The organism is Ruminococcus sp. 1001136sp1 (assembly GCF_039841815.1).
In the GTDB taxonomy this organism is placed as follows: Bacteria; Bacillota; Clostridia; order Lachnospirales; family Lachnospiraceae; genus Blautia_A; species Blautia_A faecis.
Map to the genome: position 1 here is coordinate 15,377 of NZ_JBDPGY010000019.1, position 23,168 is coordinate 38,544.

Sequence of the window (23,168 nt, forward strand, 5' to 3'; positions counted from 1 at the left end):
TATCACTGAATTTTATTAAACTCTCTCAAACTTTCATACAACTTCGTATATTTCTGGTATTTCTTATCATACATAGCAATAATCTCTTCGTTGGGATGATATACCTGATCCACTTTTACACAAACGCGAACAGCATCTTCAACAGTTTTATAAACACCTTTTGCTTTCATTGCAATCATGGCTGCTCCAAGACACGCAGAATCTTTCTCAACAACATTGACCACATCACGATTCAGTATATCCGCCTTAATCTGCATCCAGAAAGGTGATTTTGACACCCCTCCTACAACTCGCACTTCTTTAAAATCAAATCCCAGTTTCTCATAATATTCCATATTGATTCTAAATTCATATGTAAGAGAATCCATTATCGCTTTCACAAGATCATGTCTGGTCGTATCTATAGAAAGCCCTACCATAGCGCCTCTGGAATCCAGATCATTCCACGGTGGTCCGCTTCCAATGAAGTGAGGCAGAACCATTTCGTTTACAGGACCATTTGGCGCATGTTCGGACATCACATCATAAACGTTTATCCCTCTGTTGGCTGCTTCTTCAATTTCCGCTTGAGAGAAATTGTTTTTAAACCATTTAAGAAGCAGGCCCCCAACCTGAGACGCCGACATTAAAAAAAATTTGTCACGAATTGTATAAATATAACAGGATATCGCTGCATCAAAAGCCTTATCTCCCGTATATTTTTTATCAGTTACAACCCCCAAACCTTCAATCGTTCCATGAGAATCCATGGCAATAGAACTATCTATCAATCCAGCACCTAACGCAGAACAAGTCTGATCCTGTCCCCCCGCTACCAGATCTACTTTTTCCGTCAATCCTAACACTTTTGCCATTTTTGCACTTAAGTGACCTACTATCTCACCAGATTCAAAGACAGGACACAACATATCCATCTCCAATCCTGCTTCCTTGATAAGTTCTTTGGACCACTCTTTGTTTTCAATATCAAACATCATGGTTCTGCCAGCCTGTGGATAATCAATAGCCCCCTGTTCAGCTCCCAAACGTTTCATTATAAATTCTGTAAAAGTCACATATTTATAAGTCTTTTCCGAAAGCTCGGGCTGATGTTTTCTCATCCACATGATCGTTGGAAGTGATCCCATGGGATGTGGTGGAAATCCAGTAGTATCATAGATCCACCTTTTACCTAAAATATCGCAAAGATACTCTGTTTCCAAATTTGCCCGATAATCCATACCAAGAATAGAAGTTCTCAGCGGATTAAAGTCTCGGTCAACCGGCATGATCTCTTCACCCAACACAGAGGTGCAGAGAGCCGCAAATTCTTCTGCCTTCGCACCCGCACTCTTTGCTTCATTCACGGACTTCAAAAGTACTGTCAATACAGAATTCCACACAACTTCCGGATCCTGTTCTGACCACCCATGCTGCGGATGAAGAACATTGAATTCCTGGTACGATTTTCCAAGACTTTTTCCCGATTCATCGTATACTGCTGATTTGCACCCTGTAGTGCCAATGTCCAAACCTATGAATAACATCTTTACCATCTCTCTCCGTTTAAAACGCGGTTCACACCATTCAGTTCTCTCTCATCTAATTCATATGCTCCGCCCAGTATCTTTGTAGTCAACACAGCGTTGCATACCGCTTCCAGACATTCCAGCTTATAACACGCATCCATTACATCCTTCTCTGAAAAACAAAGAACACCATGTCCTCGAAGGACAATTGCTCTTACCTTTGGATTCTTTTTGATACACGTTTCCACACACTGAGGAACCTCTATGGTTGTAGGAACTGCAAACTCTGTTGTGTCAATTCCTCCTATATCCAAAATAGCTTCCGGCATCATAAAATCTTCCACATGATAATTAGACATGGCAAACCCCGTAGAAATAGGCGGATGTGAATGTACAATAGCACGGATTTCCGGCATATTTCGATAAACTTCAAGATGCATACGGATATCCAGAGCCGGTTTTAATCCTTCCAGAACATTGCCCTCCAAATCAATCAAACTTATCTGCGTTTCATTAATAGCTGATTTATCAAATCCAGATGCAGTAAGAAGAATACGGTTTTCACCGATTCTTACACTGTAGTTTCCTCCTTTTCCCACCAGCAGGCCTCTGTCTGCCAGTCTTTTTCCAACACTTATCATGTCTGTCTTTGTCTGTCTGATTGCCTGATTAAAAACAAACTCATCATATGTCATAATGTCTCATCCCTCCTTACTTGTTTGTTCTAATGCCTTAAATATCAAAGCACCTACATAAGAGCCTCCATCCAGCAATCCAATGCTGCTATCTCCATAATATGCAGCTCTCCCCCAAACAGCTCTCATCTGTCTGGTAGCCTCACTGCCCTTCAAAGCAGCCTTTGCTGCCAATGTCCATGGATTTGTTTCAGTAGCACTTAAAACGGTAATTGCCGGATCAAGTGCATCTAAAATTGTTTTTTCTCCAACTTTTGATCCAGCTTTTTCCATTACATTTTGAAGCCCAAGTTTCATGGCTGCTGCCATTTCTTTTGTATTGCAACTTTCTTTTCCTTTCAATCCCTTGGCAATTCCTTTCATAAAGAAAGAAAGGATCGTTCCCAAAGAACTGGGAGCTGCTTCATTAAATGAATTACCTGCTCTTGAAAACAATTGTGTCAATGTGGTTTCTTCTGTATTTTCCAAATAATCGCATACTGCGTGAAATCCATCACTCATAGAGATACCAAGGTCTCCATCGCCATTTTGCTGATCAAGATATGTCAACTGTTCTTTATTTTCTTCAATCTCTTTTGATATATATTGGAAACCCTTTATAATACATTTTTTATCAATCATTTTTTGTCCTCTTACTATTTGTTTGCATTTGTATAAAAAGGTGTAGATGCAGGAACAAGAAGAAGTTTTTTCAATTCTTCATCCAAGGCAAATACTGTTATCGAAAGCCCTGTCATTTCCATGGAAGTTGCATATTCTCCAATATGCGGAGATATAATTGTAATATTCTTTTCTTTCATAATCTGAGCAACTCTTCTATATACAATCAGTTGCTCTTCTACCGAGGTCGCGCCAAGACCATTCACCATTACTGATACCTCACTTCCAGAACTCAAATGAAGCTCTGCATCAATCTTTTCAATGATCATATTTGCCACTTCATCTGCTGTCAGAATTTTGGATTTTGAAATACCTGGTTCTCCATGTATTCCCATTCCAATTTCCATTTCGTTTTCTTCAATAGAAAATGTTGGTTTTCCAACTTCAGGAACCACACACGGAGTCAATGCAACTCCCATTGTCCGGATATTCTGAAGTGCTTTTTGGGTAACACTTACAACCTCCTCCAGACTACGCATTTCCTCTGCTGCCGCTCCTGCTATTTTATATGCGTATACAATTCCCGCAACTCCTCTTCTGGTATCTGCAAGATCAATTGGTGCAGATGCAATATCATCTGTTCCCAGAAGTTCCACACATTGGATATCGTCCAGCTCTTTGCAATCTTCCATAGCCTGACGGAAATTCATTTTGTCACCGCCATAATTTCCATACAGACATAAAACACCTGCCCCTGCATCAGCGGCACGAATTCCAGCTTCCATCTTTGTATAGGCTGGAGATGCAAATACATTTCCTACAATACATGCATCAAGCATTCCTTGCCCTACATATCCCAAAAACAATGGAAGATGTCCAAAACCGCCGCCAGTCACAATTCCTACTTTTCCGTTTCTTTTTTCTCCTTTTCTTACAAGAACCCTCTTGTCTCCTTCAAAAAATGTCACTTTATCACCATAAGCAGCAAGAATTCCTTCCATTGCTTCATCTACATAGTTTTTAGGGTCATTTATGATCTTTTTCATAGTGTCATCTCCATTCAAATTCTATTTACTATTATTATATTTTTCTCTGAATGACCGAAGCATTATAAATTCTTCTTTATTCGCCTCATAAACAGTTTTATATATCTCAAACAGCTCTTGGTATAAAGATGCATTTTCTCTTTTTGGTTCCCACATCAGTTCTACTTTGTTACTTTTAAAAAGTTTCTGAAGTTCTCTCTTATCCAGATCACATCCCATTGCCAGAATCGCAGCTCCTTTTGCTCCACAATAAGGAGCATTCTTCGCTCGTTTTACAGGGACTTGAAATACATCTGCAAAAATCTGACACCAGAGATCATTTTCAGCCCCTCCGCCAGATAAAACCAATAATTCTGGCTCACCACAGGCAGGAGTAATCGTTTCCGAAACCTCTCTCATTCCGAATGCAATTCCTTCCAAGATAGCGCGGAACATATGTCCCTTGTGGTGCTCAATATCCAGTCCTAAAAAAATTCCCTTTGCATTTGTATCCTCCACAGGATTTCTCTGACCAAGCATAGAAGGAAAAAAGATTAGGCCATTGCTACCTGGTGGGGTATTTGTCGCACATTTCTCCAAATATTTAAATGCTTCACTGTTATTTTCCATAAATGTGCTGCGAAACCAGTTTGTCGTATTTCCCACACTCATGATTCCCGCATATGCGACCCACATATCAGGAATAGAAGAAGCATAAAACTGAATCCGCCCCTCCCTGTTGTCATAATAAACATCTGACACAGCTGAAACATTGCCTCCTGATCCAAGCACGACACTGTATACGCCCTCTTCCACAGCACCTGCTCCTGCTGTCTGAACGATTGCATCTCCGCCCCCCATAACAACCCTTGTATCTGACATAATATGCAATTCCGCTGCAATTTCCGGTAAAACAGTTCCTGCACAAGAATTGGATTGCCTTACTTCTGGCAAAATCTTTTTAGGAATCCCAATCAGATCAAGTAACTTACTATTCCAACACCTATTCTGTACATCATATAAACCATAACCGCTGGCATCAGACTCATCAGTTGCCACTTCTCCCGTCAAAATCAAGCGAAAATAATCTTTTGGTGTAATAACCACATCTATCTGTTTAAACAAATCTGGTTCATTTTCCTTCATCCATAAAATTTTCCCACCCGTACAGGATGCCACCATACGATTATTAGTCATAGAAAGGAATTGAACAAGTCCGCCACATTTTTCATAAATTTCCTGTATCTGTGCATTATTTCTAGCATCCACACAGCTGATCATCGGGCGAAGAATATTTCTTTCAGAATCCAATGCCACCAGAGAATGCATCTGTGCAGTAATTCCAATAGCTTTTATCTCATTTCCATCCACTTTGGAGATCACATTCTTCATGCACAACATACCCGCATTACGCAGAATCAGAGGATCCTGATCATAAGCGTTATTTTCTACAGCTATCAGTGTTCCCTCATATCGATGTGAAGCTGTTGCCAATAGATTTCTGTTCTCGTCCATTGCTATTGCCTTACATCCTGTACAACCAAGATCCAATCCCACGTATATATTCATAATCTACCTCATTTAAGATTCAGAACATTCTGCGCATAATCAATGCTTTCTTTTACCAGTTTCCACTCTCTCTTTACCGTCTCTTCATGAGTATCACAACGGTCTATATAAAGTTCAATAAAACAATTTCCTTCGTATCCATTTTCTTCCAGAATTTTTAACATTTTAGGAAAATCTACATATCCTTTTCCCAATGCGACGCCGGTGATAACATCTCCACGAGGATTCAAGGTCACAACATAATCCTTAATATGAACAGATTTTGCATACGGTGCTAAAACGCGAACCGCTTCTTCCGTAGGCGTAATAAACACTGTGGAATTGCAGGTATCTACAACTGCCCCAAGAGCCGGGTCATTCACGCCTTCGATAATGGTCCTGACTTCATTTACCAAATTTCCTTTTCCATTTTCAATTCCAATTTCAATTCCATATTCATGTGCCAATGGCATTAATGATTTGATCGTATTGATACCATTCTGAACCTGCTTCTTTAAATCTTCTACATCTTCAGTACGATCCATATCCCATCCAATACGCATTGTTTTGGCACCCAGAATTTTTGAAACATTTAGCATTCGAATAAAATAATCCCTATCGGTTCCACGCGAACCTGTTTCAATAGTAATTCCTTCTTTTTCCAAACGATCATGTAACTGATGCAATTTTTCATCCGAATAATTTTCCAGCTCCATATTATTACAATAAAGCAATGCCTTAACCCCATACTCTACACAACGATCAATCAGATCATCCGCTGACATTGGATTTTCTGGTCTATAATAAGGTCTTCCCACTGACCACCGATAAGCAAATGAACCAATTCCTAATTTCATGATTTTTCTCCTTTTCTTTTTTATATTTTAACTACGAAATCTCTTTTTTTCCAAATAACCAAGTAATGTCATTGTAAATACAATTACTATTCCATACGCAAGCTGCTGAATAGGTAACCCAAATCCAAGAAACGTCATAGCACTCATCAGCAAAATAATAAATACTATTCCAAGAAATGCCTGAAGCATATTTCCATACCCACCAGTTTGACTAACTCCGCCAATTGTCACAGCGGCAACCATCGGCATTAAAAATGTTGTTCCAACATCCGGATTAACAGCACCGATGCACATTGGAATAAACATACCAGTCAATCCTGCAAAGAATCCCGACATTACATATACAATTAAATACATCTTTCCTGGCGAAATCCCAGCATGATCTGCACTGGATGGATTGCTTCCCGTCAGGATTACCTGGCGTCCAAATGAGGTTTTTCCTAAAACCAATCCCATTATGATAATAATGATAAATGGAAGAATTGCAGCTACCGGAATAATATTGTTTCCAATATGAATACCGGTAAGTGTCGATAATTTTGATAACTCTCTAGGTGCTCCTGATACTGTATAACCATTTGTGTATACATAACTGAGACCAAGTGAAAGAAGCTGGGTTGCAAGTGTGATGATAAATGGTGCAATATGAAATTTTGCAATCGCAATACCATTAAAAAAACCAAATGCCATTCCAATTCCAACCGAAATCAAAAGCCCAATTAAAATAATCATCCAAGAATTCATTGTCCCCAAATCTTTTAGCATAGACATTACACTAGTTGAAATAACCGCTGAAAAAGCAGCTACATTTCCTATACTAAGATCAATGCCTGAATTACCCGAAATAAATACAAAAACGAGACCAATTGCGCCTACCGTAAAGTACGCATAAGATGTAAACATTGAAATAACACTCTGTAATGAGAAGAAATTAGGATTCCGGAAAGCCATAAAAATGCACAATACAATAATCATGTAGATAACCGGATAATCCAGTGAAATATGTTTCATTACTGCCGTAAAATCCCGCCTTTCAACAGTGAGATTATTTGTATCCTTTTTCATAATCCAATTCCTCTTTTTCTCTAAAATTCCCCGACCGATTTTACCCGACCGGGGAAATAAGTCCTGTTACAAGCATACAAATTCAATTTTGAAGATTATCCAAGAAGATCCGCATATTTAATTGTCCAGATTTCATCGGCCTTTTCTTCCAGTTCATCTGGAGCTACTCCAAATGTCGGCATATAAAATACATCACTTTCAAGTTCTTCACCATTAGCCAATGCTTTCGCTGCATTATAGATCTGCTCACCAGCCGTATCTGCCGGAATAACAAAAATCTTATCTGTATAGCCTTCTTCCATATAAGCAACTGCAGGTGGTTCTCCAGAAAGAGAAGTATAATAAACATGACCTTCTTCGCCACGCTTAATTTTCAGTCCAGCTTCTTCTAGAGCCTGATAACAGGAGCCATCCATATGTGCAGAAACATTTGCTACTGCCCACGGAGTTTCAACTTGAAGCGCGTTCTGCATATTTGTAAGTGCTTTATCAACATCCCAATCTGTCATAATCTCTGTAACCTTAAGATTGTCATGACCAGAATTTGCAATGGTTTCCTCAAATCCTTCACGTCTTGCAATACCATTTGGATCTGCAAGAGATCCAACTGTCAGGAAAATTGTATGTTCTTCACCATCATCCACGGAGAGAAGGTATTCTGCCAGCTGCTTCGCATCACTATAAGAGTCATACATTGCCGTGAATGCAACGCCTTCATGTTCAACCTTTCTGTCATAGTTGATGATTGGAACGCCCTTGGAAAGCGCATAGTCATAAGAACTAAGAATCGCATCCTGGTCAATTGCACAACAAACAATAACGTCTACACCCTGATCTATCAAAGATTTAAACTGCGTTGCCTGTGTTGTTGTGTCTGAATCTGCGTTAAGTTCGATAATTTCCATATCTCCATTTGTTTCTGCCATATCATAGAGTCCCATCAACTCAACCTGACGGAATACAGTTGTTGCTGTATCTGTAGAAACACCAACTACAATTTTATCAGTTTCCTCTGCCATTACTGACGTTGTTGTCAATGCTACAATTGCTACAGCTGCAATTGTTGTTAAAAACAAGTTTTTTCTCATAAATTACACCTTCCCTTTCATTTTAATTTTTTATTTATAGTTGCTTGTAACAACAGATCTCCTTAGAATTCCAAAAATCTTCTTCTTCTTTCTTTTCTCACACTAATATCATTTCTGTATGCGGTAAATGTATCAATACTGATTGCAAACAACATCAGAAGTGCTCTTGCCAAAGTTTGATAATAACTGGAAATATTTAACATCGTCATCGCATTTTCCACCAAATACAGGAACACACATCCAAGTACAGAGCCTCCAACCGAAGATTTTCCGCCGCTCATCTTTGTCCCCCCCAGAACCACCGCTGTGATTACTGTAAATTCATATCCATTGCAAGAATTTGGGGATATTGATCCAACACGCCCAGCATAAACAATTCCACCTATTGCTGCACAAGCTCCACACAATACATAGGCACCAGTTCGAATTTTTACAACATTCAGTCCGGAAAATACTGCTGAATTTTTATTTCCACCAACTGCCAGCACATAACGCCCAAATCTTGTATTATTCATTAAAAAGGTTCCAATAAAAGCAATAACCAACATAATAACCATAGGAACTGGTACAATTCCTATTCTTGATACTCCGATCACGCGAAGATTATCTGGAACAAATTTCTGGGCACTTCCGATTAATAAATATCCAACACCACGAAGAATGGACATACTGGCAAGTGTGGCAATCATGTCCGGAAAGTTTAGCACAGCTGCCATAATCCCATTACACAATCCAATAATGCATCCAAACAAAATCGCAATAATAAAGATTAGCCATGCTGGTAAAAAATTGGAAAGTCTCCACATAAGTGTCATTGTAAAGAACGCCGCCATACCAACTGAAATATCGATTCCTCCAGTGGAAATTACAAATGTCATTCCCACCGACATTATTCCATACAAAGAACACTGAGACAAAATATTCATTATATTAGTCATCTGCAAAAAAACAGGCTGCGAAATTGCTAAAATAATAAAAAGGAGGATATTACCTATTGCTACAGCAATCCATTGTTGTTGAAATAACTTTTTTATAGAAAAATTCTTACTCATCAAATCACCTCCTCTTCTTTTTCCTGAGATGAAGATACTGACAGAATTTTTCGAACATCAAATTCATCTTTTTCAACCTCTCCGACAAATCTGCCTCGTCTCATAATAATAATCCTATGAGCCAGTTGCACAAGCTCATTGAGATCAGATGATACCAGAATAACTGCTGCTCCTTTTTTTGCCAGATCTACAATAAAATCACCAATCTCAGCTCGGGATCCAACATCAACACCTCGAGTTGGATCATCAAACATACATAATTTAGGTTCATGGGAAATCCATCTTCCCACAATGACTTTCTGCTGATTTCCCCCTGACAGTTCATGAATATATGCGTCAATTCCAGGGCACTTTACCCGGTATCTCTTAAGCACATCTTCAGCATTTTTCCTCTCATTTTTGAATCCGAAAAATGATACACGGCGATCCACAAATTTGTCAATTTCTGCTGCGGTAATGTTCTCTTTAAGATCTCTTTTCGGGAAAATACCGCAATTTTTCCGGTCTTCTGGTATCATTACAATACCTTCTTTAATAAGCTTCTGCGTATTCCACCGTTTATACTTTTTACCTAAGAACTCTATCTCCCCCGTACATTTTCTTAAACCAAAAATCGATTCTAATAGTTCTGTACGTCCTGCACCAATCAGTCCTGCAATACCAAGAATCTCTCCTTTTTTCACTTCAAAATTAATATTTATAAAACTTTCCGATTCCAAATTACAAACCTTTAAAGCTGTCTCCGCCCGAACTTCGCCAAGCTCAAACTTTCCATCATTTACAGAATGTCCTATCATCAGTTCTTCTACCTGACGTTTATTGACATTTTTTACTTTTTCATCACATACCTTTTCTGAGTTTCTCAAAACCACTACTCGGTCGCATACCTGAAATACCTCATCAAGAAAATGGGTAATAAAAATCATGCCAATATTCTGTTTTTTCAATTTGTTCATTACTTCAAAAAGGTGTTCTCTTTCTGGAGCTGTAAGAGATGCAGTTGGTTCATCCAGAATCAAAACTCTTGGTTCATGGCTCAGTGCCTTTGCAATCTCTACCAACTGTTGTTCTCCCGGTCCAAGAGTTCCTACAATTGCATCTGGATCCAAGTTAATATCCATGATCTTCATGTATTTCAATGCTTTTGCCCGGCATTCTTTCCAATCAACTAGATTATTTTTCCCCGGAAAATTCTCTATGCATATATTCTCTGCTACAGAAAGATTCAAAAACAATGACAACTCCTGATGTACAGCAGCAATCGGAAACTTTTCTTTTTTCGTATCTTCAACCGTTTTCCCGTCAAAGGATATGGTTCCTTCTGTAGGCTCCAAAAGTCCAACAATCATATTTTTAAAAGTTGATTTTCCTGCTCCATTTTCACCAAGCAAAGCACAAATCTCTCCCTCGCACAACTGAAAATCAATATTTGAGACAACCTTTTTCCCGGAAAAAGCCTTTGACAATCCTTTTGTTTCCAAAATTACTTGTCCCATATCAGCTCCCACTCCTTTCATTTTTCTCCATCAAAAAACAATTTGTTCACTCTTAATCTCCCAATGGTTAATTGGTCGATTTTATCTAACATTTGATATATTTCCTTTGTTTATTGTGCATTTTTGTTTTGTTTTTCCTTATTTTCGTCTTTGTATTTATAAATATACATATTTATTTTCATTTTATCAATATTAAATATGAATATTTTATTCATTTATCAGTTTTAACCAAATTTCATTCTAAATTATTTATAACAATGTCAAAGAAACTATTTTAGACTTAAACATAGATTTGTTATTTGCTCATTATAAATATAAAAAGGCGTCTTCGACACTTCAAATCCCCTCCCCTTCAATCGAGGGCACTGAAAAAGTAGATAGTACCGCCTATGTTTGATATAATATAAATATCAAGTATAGGCGGCGTTTTTTATGATTGAACAACAACAGAATTTCGTACTTAGTCCTTACATGGAAATATATGAACTGGTGGTTCCAAAAGACAATCTGCTTCGTTAGATAAAAGAACTAGTTGATTTTGAATTTGTTTATGATGAATTGCTTGATAAATATTGTCTTGATAACTATTATAAAGAATGATTTATACATTACATCCACGTCATTCAGTTGTAGAAAACGTAGATAAAATGATTCATTGCAGTGATCCCGCTTTTGGCAGTGCCATGTACGGTTGTCCCCACTGTGGCAACATGAAATTTGTCCCTTTCCACTGTCACAGCCGTCCCTGTCCTACCTGTGGGAACAAATACTCTATGGAACGTGCTACCAGTATGTCCTTTAAGCTTATTCCGGTTCAGCACCGGCACTGCGTTTTTACTATTGATGAAGACCTCAGGCATTTTTCTCGACTATCCTGATCTTCTTCACTGCCTTTTCCACTCTGTTGCCAGTGTGATCTGCCGTATGTTCCACAAACTCAATAAATCCCCAAATTTTACTCCTGGATTTATTATGGTTCTTCATACTTTTGGCAGGGATTGGAAATGGAATCTGCATATTCACTGCCTTATCTCTGAAGACGACTATATCAATGACGATTTCTGACGTAATGATTCCCATTTTGATTACGCTTTCCTCCGTAACGCTTTTCACACTGCCCTTCTTAATGAAATGCAGGCTGTTACAGCTTTCTCTTTCAAAAAGCAGAAAGCCAGGTGCTATGACAAGCGCAAAAGGGCTTCTATGTCTACGCCAAGCCAAACAAATGTAACCCAAAAATCGTTACAAAACATATCGGTCATTACCTTGGACGGCCTGTAATTGCTACTTCACGCATCGACCGCTATGATGGGAAGTATGTGACTTTCCATTATAACCGTCATGAAGATAACAAGTATGTGGAAGGAACCATTCCTGTCATAGAATTTATTCAACATCTTATCAAGCATATCTCTAAAAACATTCCAAAACGCTACGTTACGGCGATATATATGCAAGGCACCGGGATATTGAAAAAACTTCGCAGATCCATTTTCAAAGAAAAGCATCGTATTTACCGAAGTTTCCATCAATAGAGCACATCCATTCTTCTTTCTTTTGGCTATGATCCTCTGGAATGCCCTGTCTGTAAGCATAAAATGGAGTTTCTGGAACTCTATTATGTTCATGAGCGTGTTTCTCTTGAAGAATTGTACGAGAAAGCAATGTCCCGTTCTCGTAAAAAAAGTTCTTCTGCATAGTTTCCTCATTTCCTCGTTTTATGGTACAATTCTCGAAAAGGAGGATTGTGTGCTTATGAAACCTGATATAGAGAAACTACGCAAAAAATATATAAATAATCCACCAGAAGGTATGACCTCTGCGGACATCCGCCATATGAGCGAGGAGGAACTTCTGGATATGGACTATTTCCTAAATGAAGATATTTTTGATGATGAATTTGCAGAAGAAGGTTTTTTCCTGTTCTGATTCATGATCATCGTTTTGTCATGCCCGCCTTCGCGCGGGCTATTTTAATTCAAGAGAGCGCCGAAGGCGGTCTTTCCTATAAAGCAAAAAAGGCCCAAAAGGGCACTTTCCCTTTTGAGCCTATACACTTTATCAACCAACGTATTTTGCTTTCATTTTTCCATGTCTACACATGACATTTTTCTCTTAAATCGCATTCTATAATAGTCCTTTCATCTTGCTGATATCCTTTGCCTGCATTTTTCTTGAAGTACTATAGGGCGGAACCAGTTTTAAAGATAATCGTCCCTTTTTGATCATATACGTTTCACTGCCATCCTCCGAAGATCCTTTCAACCAGCAATCATCCGGATACTTCTCAGCAAAGGACCGTAACCGTTTCTGCAGACTCTGGTTGAAGGTATACACATCATAGAATCCATCATCTTCATTGGTCAGAATAATCGTTTCTTTTTCACACTTTAACCTTCGCATATTCTACCCCCGCTTTCTTTCCATTTCCTGATCCAGGTACTTTGGTATCGGCTTTCCGGACCGGCGAGCAATAGCAATCTGTTTTTGATGGAGTCGTTTGATCACAGATCTTCGTTTCTTAGGTTTTCCATCCTGTTGATTTCGGGAGGTCTGATTGTTGCTGCTAGCATCAGAGGTCTTTTCCTGATTCTTCTTCTGATTATTCACCAGACCGTCCACCATATCATAATTGGCTTCGGTACCGGATTCTCGGCTCCGTTCATAAGTGCCGTTCTGGTAGAACTTCTGGTAATGTTCCAGACGCATTTTGCCATTGTGTTTTAGCTGTTCGACTGGATTTAGCGGTACCTGCTGTTGGATGTAATCATGGATCTTTTGTTTTGTCTTTTCGTCAAATTTCTCGCATTCTTCGACAACCATTTTTCCATAGGCATCTAGGATAACCCCCTGCGCCTGATCCCGGTATACCTGATGCTCCATCAGATAAAACTGCTTTCCATTGATGATGATGGTGTCTGTCGCAATCCAGTTTCCTTTTTTTCCATCAATCTGATAATTCTCAGTTTCCATAGTGATCAGTGCTCCGGATGTGTTGATACGAATGAATCCGGCCAGATACTGTGGATAGTTTTCATCTACATAGTAGCAACTGATTTCTCCGTTCTTGTTCAATACGAGCACGTCACTGACTTCGCATTGCTTTTTCATCCGTTTCCAGATGTCAGCGACTTTTTCATTTTCCTGCATTTCATGAATCGAGACTAATCGGTAATTTTCGACAGTAATCGACACATTCTGCTGTCTTGCTTCTTGATATGGCAGATGCCACAGTGCTTTTCCTGCTGTCTGCTGATCTACTCGGTAGACTGCAAATTGATTAAGCTTCATAGGCATCGTCCTCCAAGTTATTCAGATAATAATTCAGATCCAGAGAATAGTAGTATTTGTCTTCGATCTGCTGTAATTTTCCAACTGTAGAATTGATGATCTCCATCATTTCATCATTCTCAGTATCACTTTCTTCCTGTTCCAAAACTTCCAAAGCTTCTTTCAGTGTTTGGATTGTTTCTTCCTTTGTGTGCTGCTGGAAGATAGCAGTAATAGTCAGTTCGTTTTCTTCCAGGTTTACATTTCTCATAGGCTCATTTCCCCCCTTTTCTTTTTCGGTATTGGTTTCATCTGTATATTCAGCTCCTTCTCGTTTTTTTCTTCGCTTATATTTTTTTCGTTATCCACTTTCTTATTGGATTCCAGAGGATTTTCCACATTTGGATGTCTTTCTTCCAAGTACTTTTCCACACGACTGATTGCATTTTGCACATAAGAATTTTCTCTAAATCCAGGAATCGAATTTAAAAATTCTTTCTGTATTTTTCCTTCAATCATCAGACTCTGCATTCCTTCATAATCACTTCCGTCTTTCAGATCAAAGCCAACACATTTCAGTCCATGCATACGTTCTGATGGGATTTTCTCATAAGCTTCCAAGGCTTCTGGTAATGTCAGGTCATAATGTACTTCACCCATTACAGGAAATTCAGTACATTCAGCCGCATAAAAGCTGATACATGTAAGATCATTTTCATAATCCACATTTTCTATTTCCGGGACAATATCGAGTATTTTTTCTCTTTGGACTGTAAAGTCTGGAAGTTCTGCAAATCCAAATCGATCCACGTAATATGCCTGCATATTACCTTCACGATTTGTAATGATCACATCACTGACCGACATAGAATGTGCTTTATAATCTGCCGGTGGATTATCGTTGAATATGGCGTACAAATCATCCAGCTTTTCATTTTCATGTAATCTGCCAGAATAGACACATTTATAATTTGCTGCATCGATTGTAATGCCATCTTCTTTGACCATTGCCTTATTCATAAATAAATGTTGTTTTCCCGGTGTGCCTTCATCCACATGGTAAATTGCATAGCGGTCACCATTACCTCTGAACATTTCTTCCGCTAGGGTATAATCAAACTTAAATGGATACAAAGCCCGATTAACTCTTTCCGAAATATCCGTCCCTTCTGCAATCGTATCTTCCAGCCAATCTTTGATATCTCCCCATGATTCAAACTGCAAATACCCAGCAATTTCATGTGTCCCATCCGGTGCCAGTACAATATGTCCCGGTTCGCTTTCCCGATAATCATAGCGGTATCCGGCTGCTTCCAGTGCATCTACCAGAATGCCGTATTTTTCATGTAATTCTGTTTTTTGTTTTTCTTCAAGAATGATTTCCAGTTCTTCTGTAAGCTGATCGATCATTTCACCGGCTGTCTTGCGGATCACATCCATAGATGCTTTCATTTCCTTCATTTCCCGGCTGCTGCTCCAACCTGCAATATAAGGAAAACTGTAATCCGATGTATCCAAACCCAAGGAAGAACACACACAGTAAGCAATGGATTCTGCTTCAACCTCTTTTGTCAGACGGTCTTTTTCTACACCCAGGCTTTCCATGATTTCCTTGTCATGCAGTTTAGCATGGGCGGTTTCATGAATAGCAGTCTTTAAGGTCTGACTTTCACTGAGCCCTTTTTTGATCACGATTTCCTTGTCTGCATTGTGATAATATCCATTGGCATTGCCATCGATCTCATCGAATCGAATCGGCACTGGGGATATTTTCTGAATAGCCTGCATGAAAGAATCAAAATCCTGTACAGCTGCAGTCAGTAATTCTGGTGCCAGTGTCTGGATCGGTTCTCCGGATGTCTGAGCAATATCAAATACCGTAACTGCTTTAAAATGCGGAACTGTAACTTCCACCTGTTCAGTCTTAGGTTTTCCATCAGTTCCCATGATCGGTCGCTGATTTTCATCCAGAACCTCTTTTTCCTTCATTTTCTTATATGGTGCCGGTGCAATGATTGTAATTCCTTTTTCCCCTTTCATGACCTGTCTACCCATGGACTGCCAGTTTTTGTAGCTGGTAACAAGTGTGGCATCCGGTCGTTGCATGGCGATCAGCATTGTATTATTAAAGGAATAATTGTGAAACTTTGCCATGGTTTTAAGAAATTCCTGATAGCGGTTACTTGTAAAAAGTTCTTCCACACCGGATTCCAGTGACTGCATAATGCTGTCCATATCTTTTCCCTGGACCGGCAGTGGAATAGTAGTAGTTTTATTTTGTTCTGTCATAATACTCCTTTCCAAAAACGCCCCACGACATTGTGTTTATGCCGCAGGGCTTTTTATTAGTTGACGAGATGATTATTTTTTATTAGAGTTCCATATCGTGCTTCTTTGTTTTCGGTTTCTGATCCGGCTGTTCTTTTCCTGCTTTCTCTGTTTTTGCAGCCTGCGCTTCTTTTTCTTTCTGACGTTCTGTGAATCTATCTGCCTTTTCAAAGACATGATCCTTTGTATCAAAGTGATATACATCATTGGTAAGGCGTTCTGCAGGGGCTACCTGAGTGGCATTGACTTCTTTTACCATATCTCTTAACATTTCTGCATCCACTTGCCCGTCATCTGGCAAGACCAGCATTTCATGGATGGATGATGGCAAAATGAAGAAATCATTTCCAAGAAGTTCCCCCATGCTATCCATGAATTCCGGATAAAAGATCACACCGGCTCCATCAATTCTGTCTGTATTCGTAACAACAAAGAATGTCGGCATCTCGCTTGATTCCTGCAATGTTTCCTGCAGCATTTCACGTTCATCCGGTGTCAGCATGAGAATATTTTTCTGGTACATTTCATCTATCAGTGCACCTATACTTGATACCTCCGGGATCATGACATGCGGTGAACTTTTCATCGCGTCTTCATGAAGCTGTTCTGCCGATATTCCATACTGTTCAAGCAGATCATTCTTGATAAACATGGAACTTAATCCATCCTGATCCTTGCCTACTGCCACATGATAGGTTATTGCGAGGTCTTCCTTCAGCTGATGCGGCGCATTTTCGAGGACTTCCTTATTTGCTTCGGCTGATGATACACGGATAAACAGCTTGTCCTTCACGTCTTCATAATTTAAAATGGATTTCAGATCAACCTGTATCGGTGCCTCAATAACTATATCTGCAATCTTTCTGCATACAGTTTCCATTGTTACGCCAGGCTGTGCTTTATATGCTTCATACAGCTGGTTAAGATTGATCGTCGGGGTAAGCATCTCACCTTCTTTTCTCACCATCAGCCCCGTATAGGCACGGTTCAGTTTCTGACACTCCATCGTTGATACTTCTGCATTCTCATAATCCTTCGGTAAAAAGAGTCTGATATTGTCCTTTACTTCACTTACAAATTCATTAAAATTCATTCTTCGTTTCCTCCTCTAATCTGTTTTCTTATTTCTTTTTGCTTTTGTTTTTTGGTTTCTTTTTGGGAAAGGATAAAGAAAAATTCACCTTTCCGGTTTCATCTGTATCCATGTGAAGATCTGCCTCAAAGTACATATTCTTCTTTCTAGAATACAGGTCTTTTACATGCACACATCCACTTTTCAGAAGTTCTGCAGCCATCTTTTTATCCATGGTTTTTTCCATGCTCTGCAGATAGCGGTTATCTTTCCAGAGAGCAAAGTGACAATCATGGTTGCTACAATAGAAGTTGGTTTTGCTTTCATATACCAGGCTTCCACATACCGGACATGTTCCAATGCTTTCTCTGGTCTGAAATCTTCTTGTTTCTTCTTCGGAAATCGCATCGCATCCATTCAGCATCATGGTCAGCATGTTTTTGATCCCGGTCATAAACTGTTCCAGTGCAATCTCTCCATGCTCCATCAAGAGCAGCTGATTTTCCCATTCTGCAGTCATACTTGCAGATTTCAGAAAGTCTGGCAGGATCTCCACAAGGACTTTTCCATCATCTGTTGGAAGAATCTGTTTTCCTTTTCGGGTGGCATATTGGGAATAGATCAGTTTCTCGATGATACCGGCTCTTGTTGCCGGAGTTCCTAATCCTTTCTTTTCCGTATCTTCATCGAATTCCTTATTTCCAGCTGTTTCCATTGCCGCAAGGAGAGTATCTTCGCTGTATGGTTTTGGTGGCGATGTAAAATGTTCTGTCTTTTCTGCAGCTACAGCATAGAAAGTCTGTCCCTGGGTTACTTTCGGCATCCTCTCTTTCATTTCCTGATCCGGATCTACGATTGCCATGCGATCCTTATTTTTGAAGCAGTTTTCAAAGAGTTTCCATCCGTCCTGCAGGACAATTTTTCCTTTTGCTTTGAAGATTTCTTCCTGGCATTCCACTTCAATCTCTGTCTCCTGGTAAATGTGATCCTTACTCATTGCCATGACTGCATGGACTGCGATTAGAAACAGTATCTTTTCTTCCCAGGATTTCAGTTCACCCAGATGACAGGATGCAAGCTCCATCGTTGGGATGATTGCATGGTGATCTGTCACTTTACTGTTATTCATGACTTTCTTCACATCTGGCTGCTCCGGCTGATCAAACGGACCTGTCAGTTGATATTTCTCATAAATCTGACGAACCACATTTCTTGCGGTCTGCTCCATATCTTCGGTCAGATACTGGCTGTCCGTTCTTGGATAAGTGATCAGTTTCTTTTCATACAGGCTCTGAGCGGTATCCAGTGTCTGTTTGGCTGTCATTCCGTAGATACGGTTTGCTTCTCTCTGCAGTGTGGTCAGATCATAAAGCTTTGGTGCTTTTACTTTCTTTTCCGTTTCTTTTACTGCTGTGACAATAGCTTCACTTCCCTGGCATCTACTTCTTAACTGTTCCGCCTCATCCGGATCAAAGATTTTTGGCTTTACAGCCGGAATTCCATCACAATCGAGTTCCACATTGAAATACTTTTCTTTCTGGAAATTGCTGATCTGTCCGGCACGTTCCACCAACATAGCAAGTGTCGGTGTCTGAACCCTTCCAACGGTCAGCTTTTTGAAGTACTTTGTGGTGTAAGCTCTGGTTGCATTCATTCCTACCAGCCAGTCAGCCTGAGAACGGCATACAGCAGCTTCGGCCAGATGTCGGTATTCCTCTGCGGATCTCAGATGCTGCATTCCATCAAGGATTGCGGAATCTTCCAGAGAACTGATCCATAATCGTTTCACCGGCTTTTTACTTCCGGATAAGTCATAGACATGTTTGAAGATTAATTCTCCTTCACGTCCGGCATCACAGGCATTTACGACGTATTCAATTTCCGGACTGTTGAGCAGTCTTTTTAAGATATAGAACTGATCTTTCTTATCTTCTGAGACTGTAACTTTCCAGTCTTTCGGGATGATCGGGAGATCTTCATATCTCCACTGGCTAAATTTCTCATCGTAGACATCCGGTGAAACATACTCGACCAGATGTCCGAAGCACCAGCTGACCATACAGTCGGTTCCTCTTAAATATCCGTCTTCTCGTTCCTGTGCTCCAATCACTTCTGCGATTGCTCTTGATACACTTGGTTTTTCTGCAATTACTAAATACATGATGTATAACCTCCTTCATATAACGAAACGGAGAGAGCATGTTTTACAGCCCCCTCCGCTAAAAAAGTTTATTTATTTTTCATTTTCTTCAAAATCTTCGTCTTCAGACTCTTCCTCATCCGGAATTTCTTCCAGTCCACCTGTTTCCAACCCTTCCGGCTGATCATCCTCGTCTTCCTCTTTCTTTGGCTTATAGATCTTGAAGTAGTAGTATGCTGCTACACCGCCGAGAGCTAGGATCAGGATTGTTGCCATTGCACCCATATTGGTTTTGGTAGATGCTGTTTTCTCCGGATCAACGGTAGCTTCCTTGTCTACATCCTCATTATTTGTTTCATCCAGCACAACCTTTGATGTATCTTGCTGTGGTGTTACGACAGTAGCAGTGCTGTCTTTATCCAGAAACTCTGAAAGATCATTTTCATCAATCTGGGATAACATATAGACATTCTGGGATGTGGCACTGCGGTCGATCACGATATAGAAAGTATTATTATTCTTCGTTGTAACTGTAAGAAACTCCTTTGTGGAATCGTCGGTAATGTCATCCTTGACTTCACCATTGCCAGGTGTCGTAAATGCAGTTCCTTTATCTGTTCCATCTTCCGGCAGCACCTCATTTGTACTTGCCGCCTCATCCTTTTTCTCTTCTTTGTCTGTTGATTGATCTGTCTGAGTTGTCTCTACTTTGGATGCCTCTGCTGATTCATCCACATAGGCAAATGCTGTGGTTGATGCAGTAAAAAGCATCATGACTCCTAACAGCAGTCCTGCCATTTTCTTATTCATTTTCTTCCATTTCACCATTCTGATATTCCTCCTTATTTTCTTCTGTGAATACAAAGGTGCCTGAACCTTCTTCGTCAGACTCCCTGCTTACCTGAAATTTAACTGTTCCATTCTGGATACCATCCAAAAGATCATACAACTGACCATTCTCCATCTTCATACCACGGATGCACCTGATCATCTCATTGTCCTCTTCCTGCTTTAATGCAGCCTGGACACCCCTAAGATATTGCTGCAGATCCGCGATCTTTTTCTCTGTCTTGGCAATTTCATCCAGATATTTTTTTATCTTTTTATTCAAACTTTCACCTCCCTTCAATCACCCATTTATGGCAGTCTTCCAAAGCACATGAAGTGTTGCTGCCAGTAGGATGTGCTGATATTTGAGTAATGGATCGGATCACCACAATGGATCATCATATTGTTACCGACATAGATACCCACATGGCTTGCACCGGATGTGTTATACGTTCCCTGGAAGAAGATCAGATCTCCTGGTTTTGCTTCTTGCGGTGATACATAAGTACATACGCCTCTTAATCCATCTGCGGTCAATCGTCCATAGTTCCAGCCATTACCACAGTGGTTAATGACATAGGATACGAATCCTGAGCAGTCAAATCCGGACGGAGAGTAACCACCCCATACATAAGGTACTCCCAAATATTTTTCCGCTTCTCGGATCATCCGGGCAAATTCTTCATCCTGCAGTGCTTCTGGTGGAATCTCATAGCTCATTCCATTACCGCCTGATCCACTGGTCACATTGTTTACATCCCACAGATAATTTCTGTTTCCATAGGTCGTATTTAATGCATTATAGATGATTAGCTGCTCCGCATTCAGATTGGCTCTTGCCACAGCGTCAAAGCTTCCATTTGTCAGTGTCACATATAGAATCTTCTTAGTGCTTGTACTGGTAACCGTTACTTCCTGACTGCCATTGTCATCTGCGATATAGGCTTCCCAGGTCTGATGTCCATGAGCAGAAGCGGCAGCATGGTTATCATAGTAAACGTCAAACTGCACACCATATCGTGCAAAGGCTCCGGTATCCTCAACTGTGTATTCCACACCATTCATTACTACCTTAGTGCCAATCGGCACAAATGGATTGGAAGCATCTACAGCAATGGTATGGTTTGCAGTTGGATATGCACCACTAGCAGTTGGACCTCCGGACCATACACCACAACAGATTCGACAGTTACAATATCCGCTGGTCACTACCTGTCCTAATGATTCTCCGACTCGAACATTTCTGGTTTCTGTCACCGTTTCTGTTCGACCTTCTGTATTCAGATGATATTGTGCTTCAAAAAGAGCTTGCAGTTCATTTTCAACATCTGAGTACGTCCAGTCCCCATATTTTGCGGTAAGATACGAGATAAGATGGTATGGATTATGACCAATCTCAGCAATGTTGTACTGATACTCGTCATAATTTGGATGTCTTCGTTCCATCTCATTAATCTGCTGGTTCAAGGCACTTTCCAAAGCAGCATATCTGTTTTCGGCAGCATAGATATCCTCGTCTGAACTTGGATACGTTGTAATACCGATCACAGATCCAGCACCCTCGATAGAAGCACTGCAGCTCCCCAGAGATACTGCTATGACAAGAAAAAGAAGCGCAAAAATACCGATGCCTACGAACATGGCACGACTACGCTTTATGATCTCTTTCAAGGCGATCTTTGCTTTTACCGTCATGTTCTCGACACCGGCAATGGTTGTTGCTCCACCCAGACTGCCAGCGGATTTTCCAGCTCGGGCTGCCCGGTAAGCATCCTTATACCGTTTTTTCTGGAAGAATCGATTATAGAAATGTCTCTTTTGCTCAGCGTTCTTTACAGATTCTGCATGTTTGACTCCTTCCATACTTTCTGCAGAACCAAATTTCAGTTTTTTTTCTACAGTAGCCTCACGATAACCTCTGCGATGGGTTTTCACATCCGTTCGTTTGCTGCGGATCTGAGCATGACGTAGGCCACGTAACGCAGTTTCTGTTTCACGCTCTGCAAGTCTGGCACTTTCCACACCTGCATTTTCATCTGTTTCTTCCTCTTCGGAAGTGACTGCTTTCATGCCAGATATAACAGCTTGTGTGGCAATGTACTTCCCGGCTGTCCCTCCCGGTTTCATGCCAGCACCTTTCACCATCTGATTTCCTTCATCATCAAAAGATAATCTTCCGGCTTTTGCCTGTTCTTTGGTCATCTGTTTTTGCAGCTGCTTCTTCCGAATGGATTTCTTTTGGCTGTTCAGATTATTATCATCATCCGGGATTTTTTCATGACGATGCAGTTTCTTTCGATATCCGGATACTTTTTCTTCCGGTGTGACTTCAACTGTATCCTCAACAGCTTCCTGCCGGACAGAAGATTTCCGGATCTTTTCCATCTGCAGTCGTTTACCTTTTCCCGATTTTGAATCTTCATTCTCAGCCTTTTTCCGTTCCCGTTCAGGAACAAATTCTTCCTTATTTTCCGGTCGTCCTCGACTCCTGTGACTGATATCTTTTACACTACCATCACGAAGATTTTCTTCTGTCAGACCATCCCTGGTCATCTTTGCGACCTTTTTATCTTTGCCTTTAAATTCTTTTCCGGCT

22 protein-coding genes and 1 pseudogene are annotated in these 23,168 nt (G+C 40.2%); 2 read left to right on the forward strand and 21 right to left on the reverse strand.

Going from position 1 to position 23,168, the window contains the following annotated elements; genetic code table 11:
• Positions 1-2: 2 nt before the first annotated feature.
• The 10 genes from ABHC48_RS15800 to ABHC48_RS15845 all read right to left on the reverse strand — a co-directional run bounded on the left by ABHC48_RS15800 (position 3) and on the right by ABHC48_RS15845 (position 10,934).
• Positions 3-1,526 (reverse strand): FGGY-family carbohydrate kinase, encoded by a 1,524-nt coding sequence (locus ABHC48_RS15800; RefSeq protein WP_178090777.1) that lies wholly within the window; start codon positions 1,524-1,526, stop codon positions 3-5.
• Between the two features lie 2 nt (positions 1,527-1,528).
• On the reverse strand, positions 1,529-2,203 hold the full coding sequence (locus ABHC48_RS15805; RefSeq protein ID WP_148463714.1) for a class II aldolase/adducin family protein: 675 nt from the start codon (positions 2,201-2,203) through the stop codon (positions 1,529-1,531).
• 6 nt (positions 2,204-2,209) lie between these two features.
• Complete coding sequence (locus ABHC48_RS15810) at positions 2,210-2,824, reverse strand: dihydroxyacetone kinase subunit L (protein WP_148463713.1); 615 nt, start codon at positions 2,822-2,824, stop codon at positions 2,210-2,212.
• Positions 2,825-2,838: 14 nt separating this feature from the next.
• Complete coding sequence (locus tag ABHC48_RS15815; protein WP_148463712.1) at positions 2,839-3,849, reverse strand: dihydroxyacetone kinase subunit DhaK; 1,011 nt, start codon at positions 3,847-3,849, stop codon at positions 2,839-2,841.
• Positions 3,850-3,870: 21 nt separating this feature from the next.
• Positions 3,871-5,397, reverse strand: coding sequence for a xylulokinase (gene xylB / locus ABHC48_RS15820; RefSeq protein WP_148463711.1), 1,527 nt, complete (start codon positions 5,395-5,397; stop codon positions 3,871-3,873).
• Between the two features lie 8 nt (positions 5,398-5,405).
• Positions 5,406-6,233: a sugar phosphate isomerase/epimerase family protein gene (locus ABHC48_RS15825; protein WP_148463710.1), complete on the reverse strand. Its 828-nt coding sequence runs from the start codon at positions 6,231-6,233 to the stop codon at positions 5,406-5,408.
• A gap of 27 nt (positions 6,234-6,260) precedes the next feature.
• On the reverse strand, positions 6,261-7,298 hold the full coding sequence (locus tag ABHC48_RS15830; protein ID WP_148463709.1) for an ABC transporter permease: 1,038 nt from the start codon (positions 7,296-7,298) through the stop codon (positions 6,261-6,263).
• Positions 7,299-7,393: 95 nt separating this feature from the next.
• Positions 7,394-8,386, reverse strand: coding sequence for a sugar ABC transporter substrate-binding protein (locus ABHC48_RS15835; RefSeq protein ID WP_148463708.1), 993 nt, complete (start codon positions 8,384-8,386; stop codon positions 7,394-7,396).
• 62 nt (positions 8,387-8,448) lie between these two features.
• Entirely contained in the window at positions 8,449-9,438 is a 990-nt protein-coding gene (locus ABHC48_RS15840; RefSeq protein WP_195700321.1) for an ABC transporter permease, read from the reverse strand.
• A complete protein-coding gene (locus ABHC48_RS15845; RefSeq protein ID WP_178090702.1) occupies positions 9,438-10,934 on the reverse strand; it encodes a sugar ABC transporter ATP-binding protein in 1,497 nt (498 codons plus the stop codon). Before ABHC48_RS15845 ends, ABHC48_RS15840 begins: the two co-directional genes overlap by 1 nt.
• Before the next feature lie 432 nt (positions 10,935-11,366).
• On the opposite strand from ABHC48_RS15845, the pseudogene ABHC48_RS15850 reads away from it, so the two are divergent.
• A pseudogene (locus ABHC48_RS15850) lies at positions 11,367-11,519 on the forward strand (IS5/IS1182 family transposase); the annotation flags it as partial.
• Positions 11,520-11,786: 267 nt separating this feature from the next.
• On the opposite strand, the gene ABHC48_RS15855 reads toward ABHC48_RS15850, so the two are convergent.
• Both ABHC48_RS15855 and ABHC48_RS15860 read right to left on the reverse strand, forming a co-directional pair.
• Positions 11,787-12,047 (reverse strand): hypothetical protein, encoded by a 261-nt coding sequence (locus tag ABHC48_RS15855; protein WP_347505809.1) that lies wholly within the window; start codon positions 12,045-12,047, stop codon positions 11,787-11,789.
• A 381-nt stretch (positions 12,048-12,428) separates the two neighbouring features.
• A complete protein-coding gene (locus ABHC48_RS15860; protein WP_178090698.1) occupies positions 12,429-12,632 on the reverse strand; it encodes a hypothetical protein in 204 nt (67 codons plus the stop codon).
• Positions 12,633-12,689: 57 nt separating this feature from the next.
• On the opposite strand from ABHC48_RS15860, the gene ABHC48_RS15865 reads away from it, so the two are divergent.
• A complete protein-coding gene (locus ABHC48_RS15865; RefSeq protein WP_178090696.1) occupies positions 12,690-12,863 on the forward strand; it encodes a hypothetical protein in 174 nt (57 codons plus the stop codon).
• A 198-nt stretch (positions 12,864-13,061) separates the two neighbouring features.
• On the opposite strand, the gene ABHC48_RS15870 is transcribed toward ABHC48_RS15865, so the two are convergent.
• From ABHC48_RS15870 to ABHC48_RS15910, 9 genes are all read right to left on the reverse strand, one after another.
• A complete protein-coding gene (locus tag ABHC48_RS15870) occupies positions 13,062-13,337 on the reverse strand; it encodes a molecular chaperone (RefSeq protein ID WP_148463081.1) in 276 nt (91 codons plus the stop codon).
• A gap of 3 nt (positions 13,338-13,340) precedes the next feature.
• Positions 13,341-14,225, reverse strand: a complete 885-nt coding sequence (locus ABHC48_RS15875) for a YodL domain-containing protein (RefSeq protein WP_117528490.1) — start codon at positions 14,223-14,225, stop codon at positions 13,341-13,343.
• The gene (locus ABHC48_RS15880) at positions 14,215-14,475 is read right to left on the reverse strand and encodes a transposon-transfer assisting family protein (RefSeq protein WP_055055570.1); all 261 of its coding nucleotides are present in this window, start codon (positions 14,473-14,475) and stop codon (positions 14,215-14,217) included. The genes ABHC48_RS15875 and ABHC48_RS15880 overlap by 11 nt, the downstream gene beginning before the upstream one ends.
• A complete protein-coding gene (locus ABHC48_RS15885; RefSeq protein ID WP_195700322.1) occupies positions 14,472-16,493 on the reverse strand; it encodes a YodL domain-containing protein in 2,022 nt (673 codons plus the stop codon). Before ABHC48_RS15885 ends, ABHC48_RS15880 begins: the two co-directional genes overlap by 4 nt.
• Before the next feature lie 82 nt (positions 16,494-16,575).
• The gene (locus ABHC48_RS15890) at positions 16,576-17,625 is read right to left on the reverse strand and encodes a DUF5688 family protein (RefSeq protein WP_117698768.1); all 1,050 of its coding nucleotides are present in this window, start codon (positions 17,623-17,625) and stop codon (positions 16,576-16,578) included.
• A gap of 28 nt (positions 17,626-17,653) precedes the next feature.
• Positions 17,654-19,765 (reverse strand): DNA topoisomerase 3, encoded by a 2,112-nt coding sequence (locus tag ABHC48_RS15895; protein WP_195700323.1) that lies wholly within the window; start codon positions 19,763-19,765, stop codon positions 17,654-17,656.
• Between the two features lie 72 nt (positions 19,766-19,837).
• Complete coding sequence (locus ABHC48_RS15900) at positions 19,838-20,572, reverse strand: CD1107 family mobile element protein (RefSeq protein ID WP_117698766.1); 735 nt, start codon at positions 20,570-20,572, stop codon at positions 19,838-19,840.
• Entirely contained in the window at positions 20,547-20,855 is a 309-nt protein-coding gene (locus tag ABHC48_RS15905; protein WP_117698765.1) for a DUF4315 family protein, read from the reverse strand. The genes ABHC48_RS15900 and ABHC48_RS15905 overlap by 26 nt, the downstream gene beginning before the upstream one ends.
• Before the next feature lie 26 nt (positions 20,856-20,881).
• Positions 20,882-23,125, reverse strand: a complete 2,244-nt coding sequence (locus ABHC48_RS15910; RefSeq protein ID WP_195700324.1) for a CD1108 family mobile element protein — start codon at positions 23,123-23,125, stop codon at positions 20,882-20,884.
• Positions 23,126-23,168: the final 43 nt, after the last annotated feature.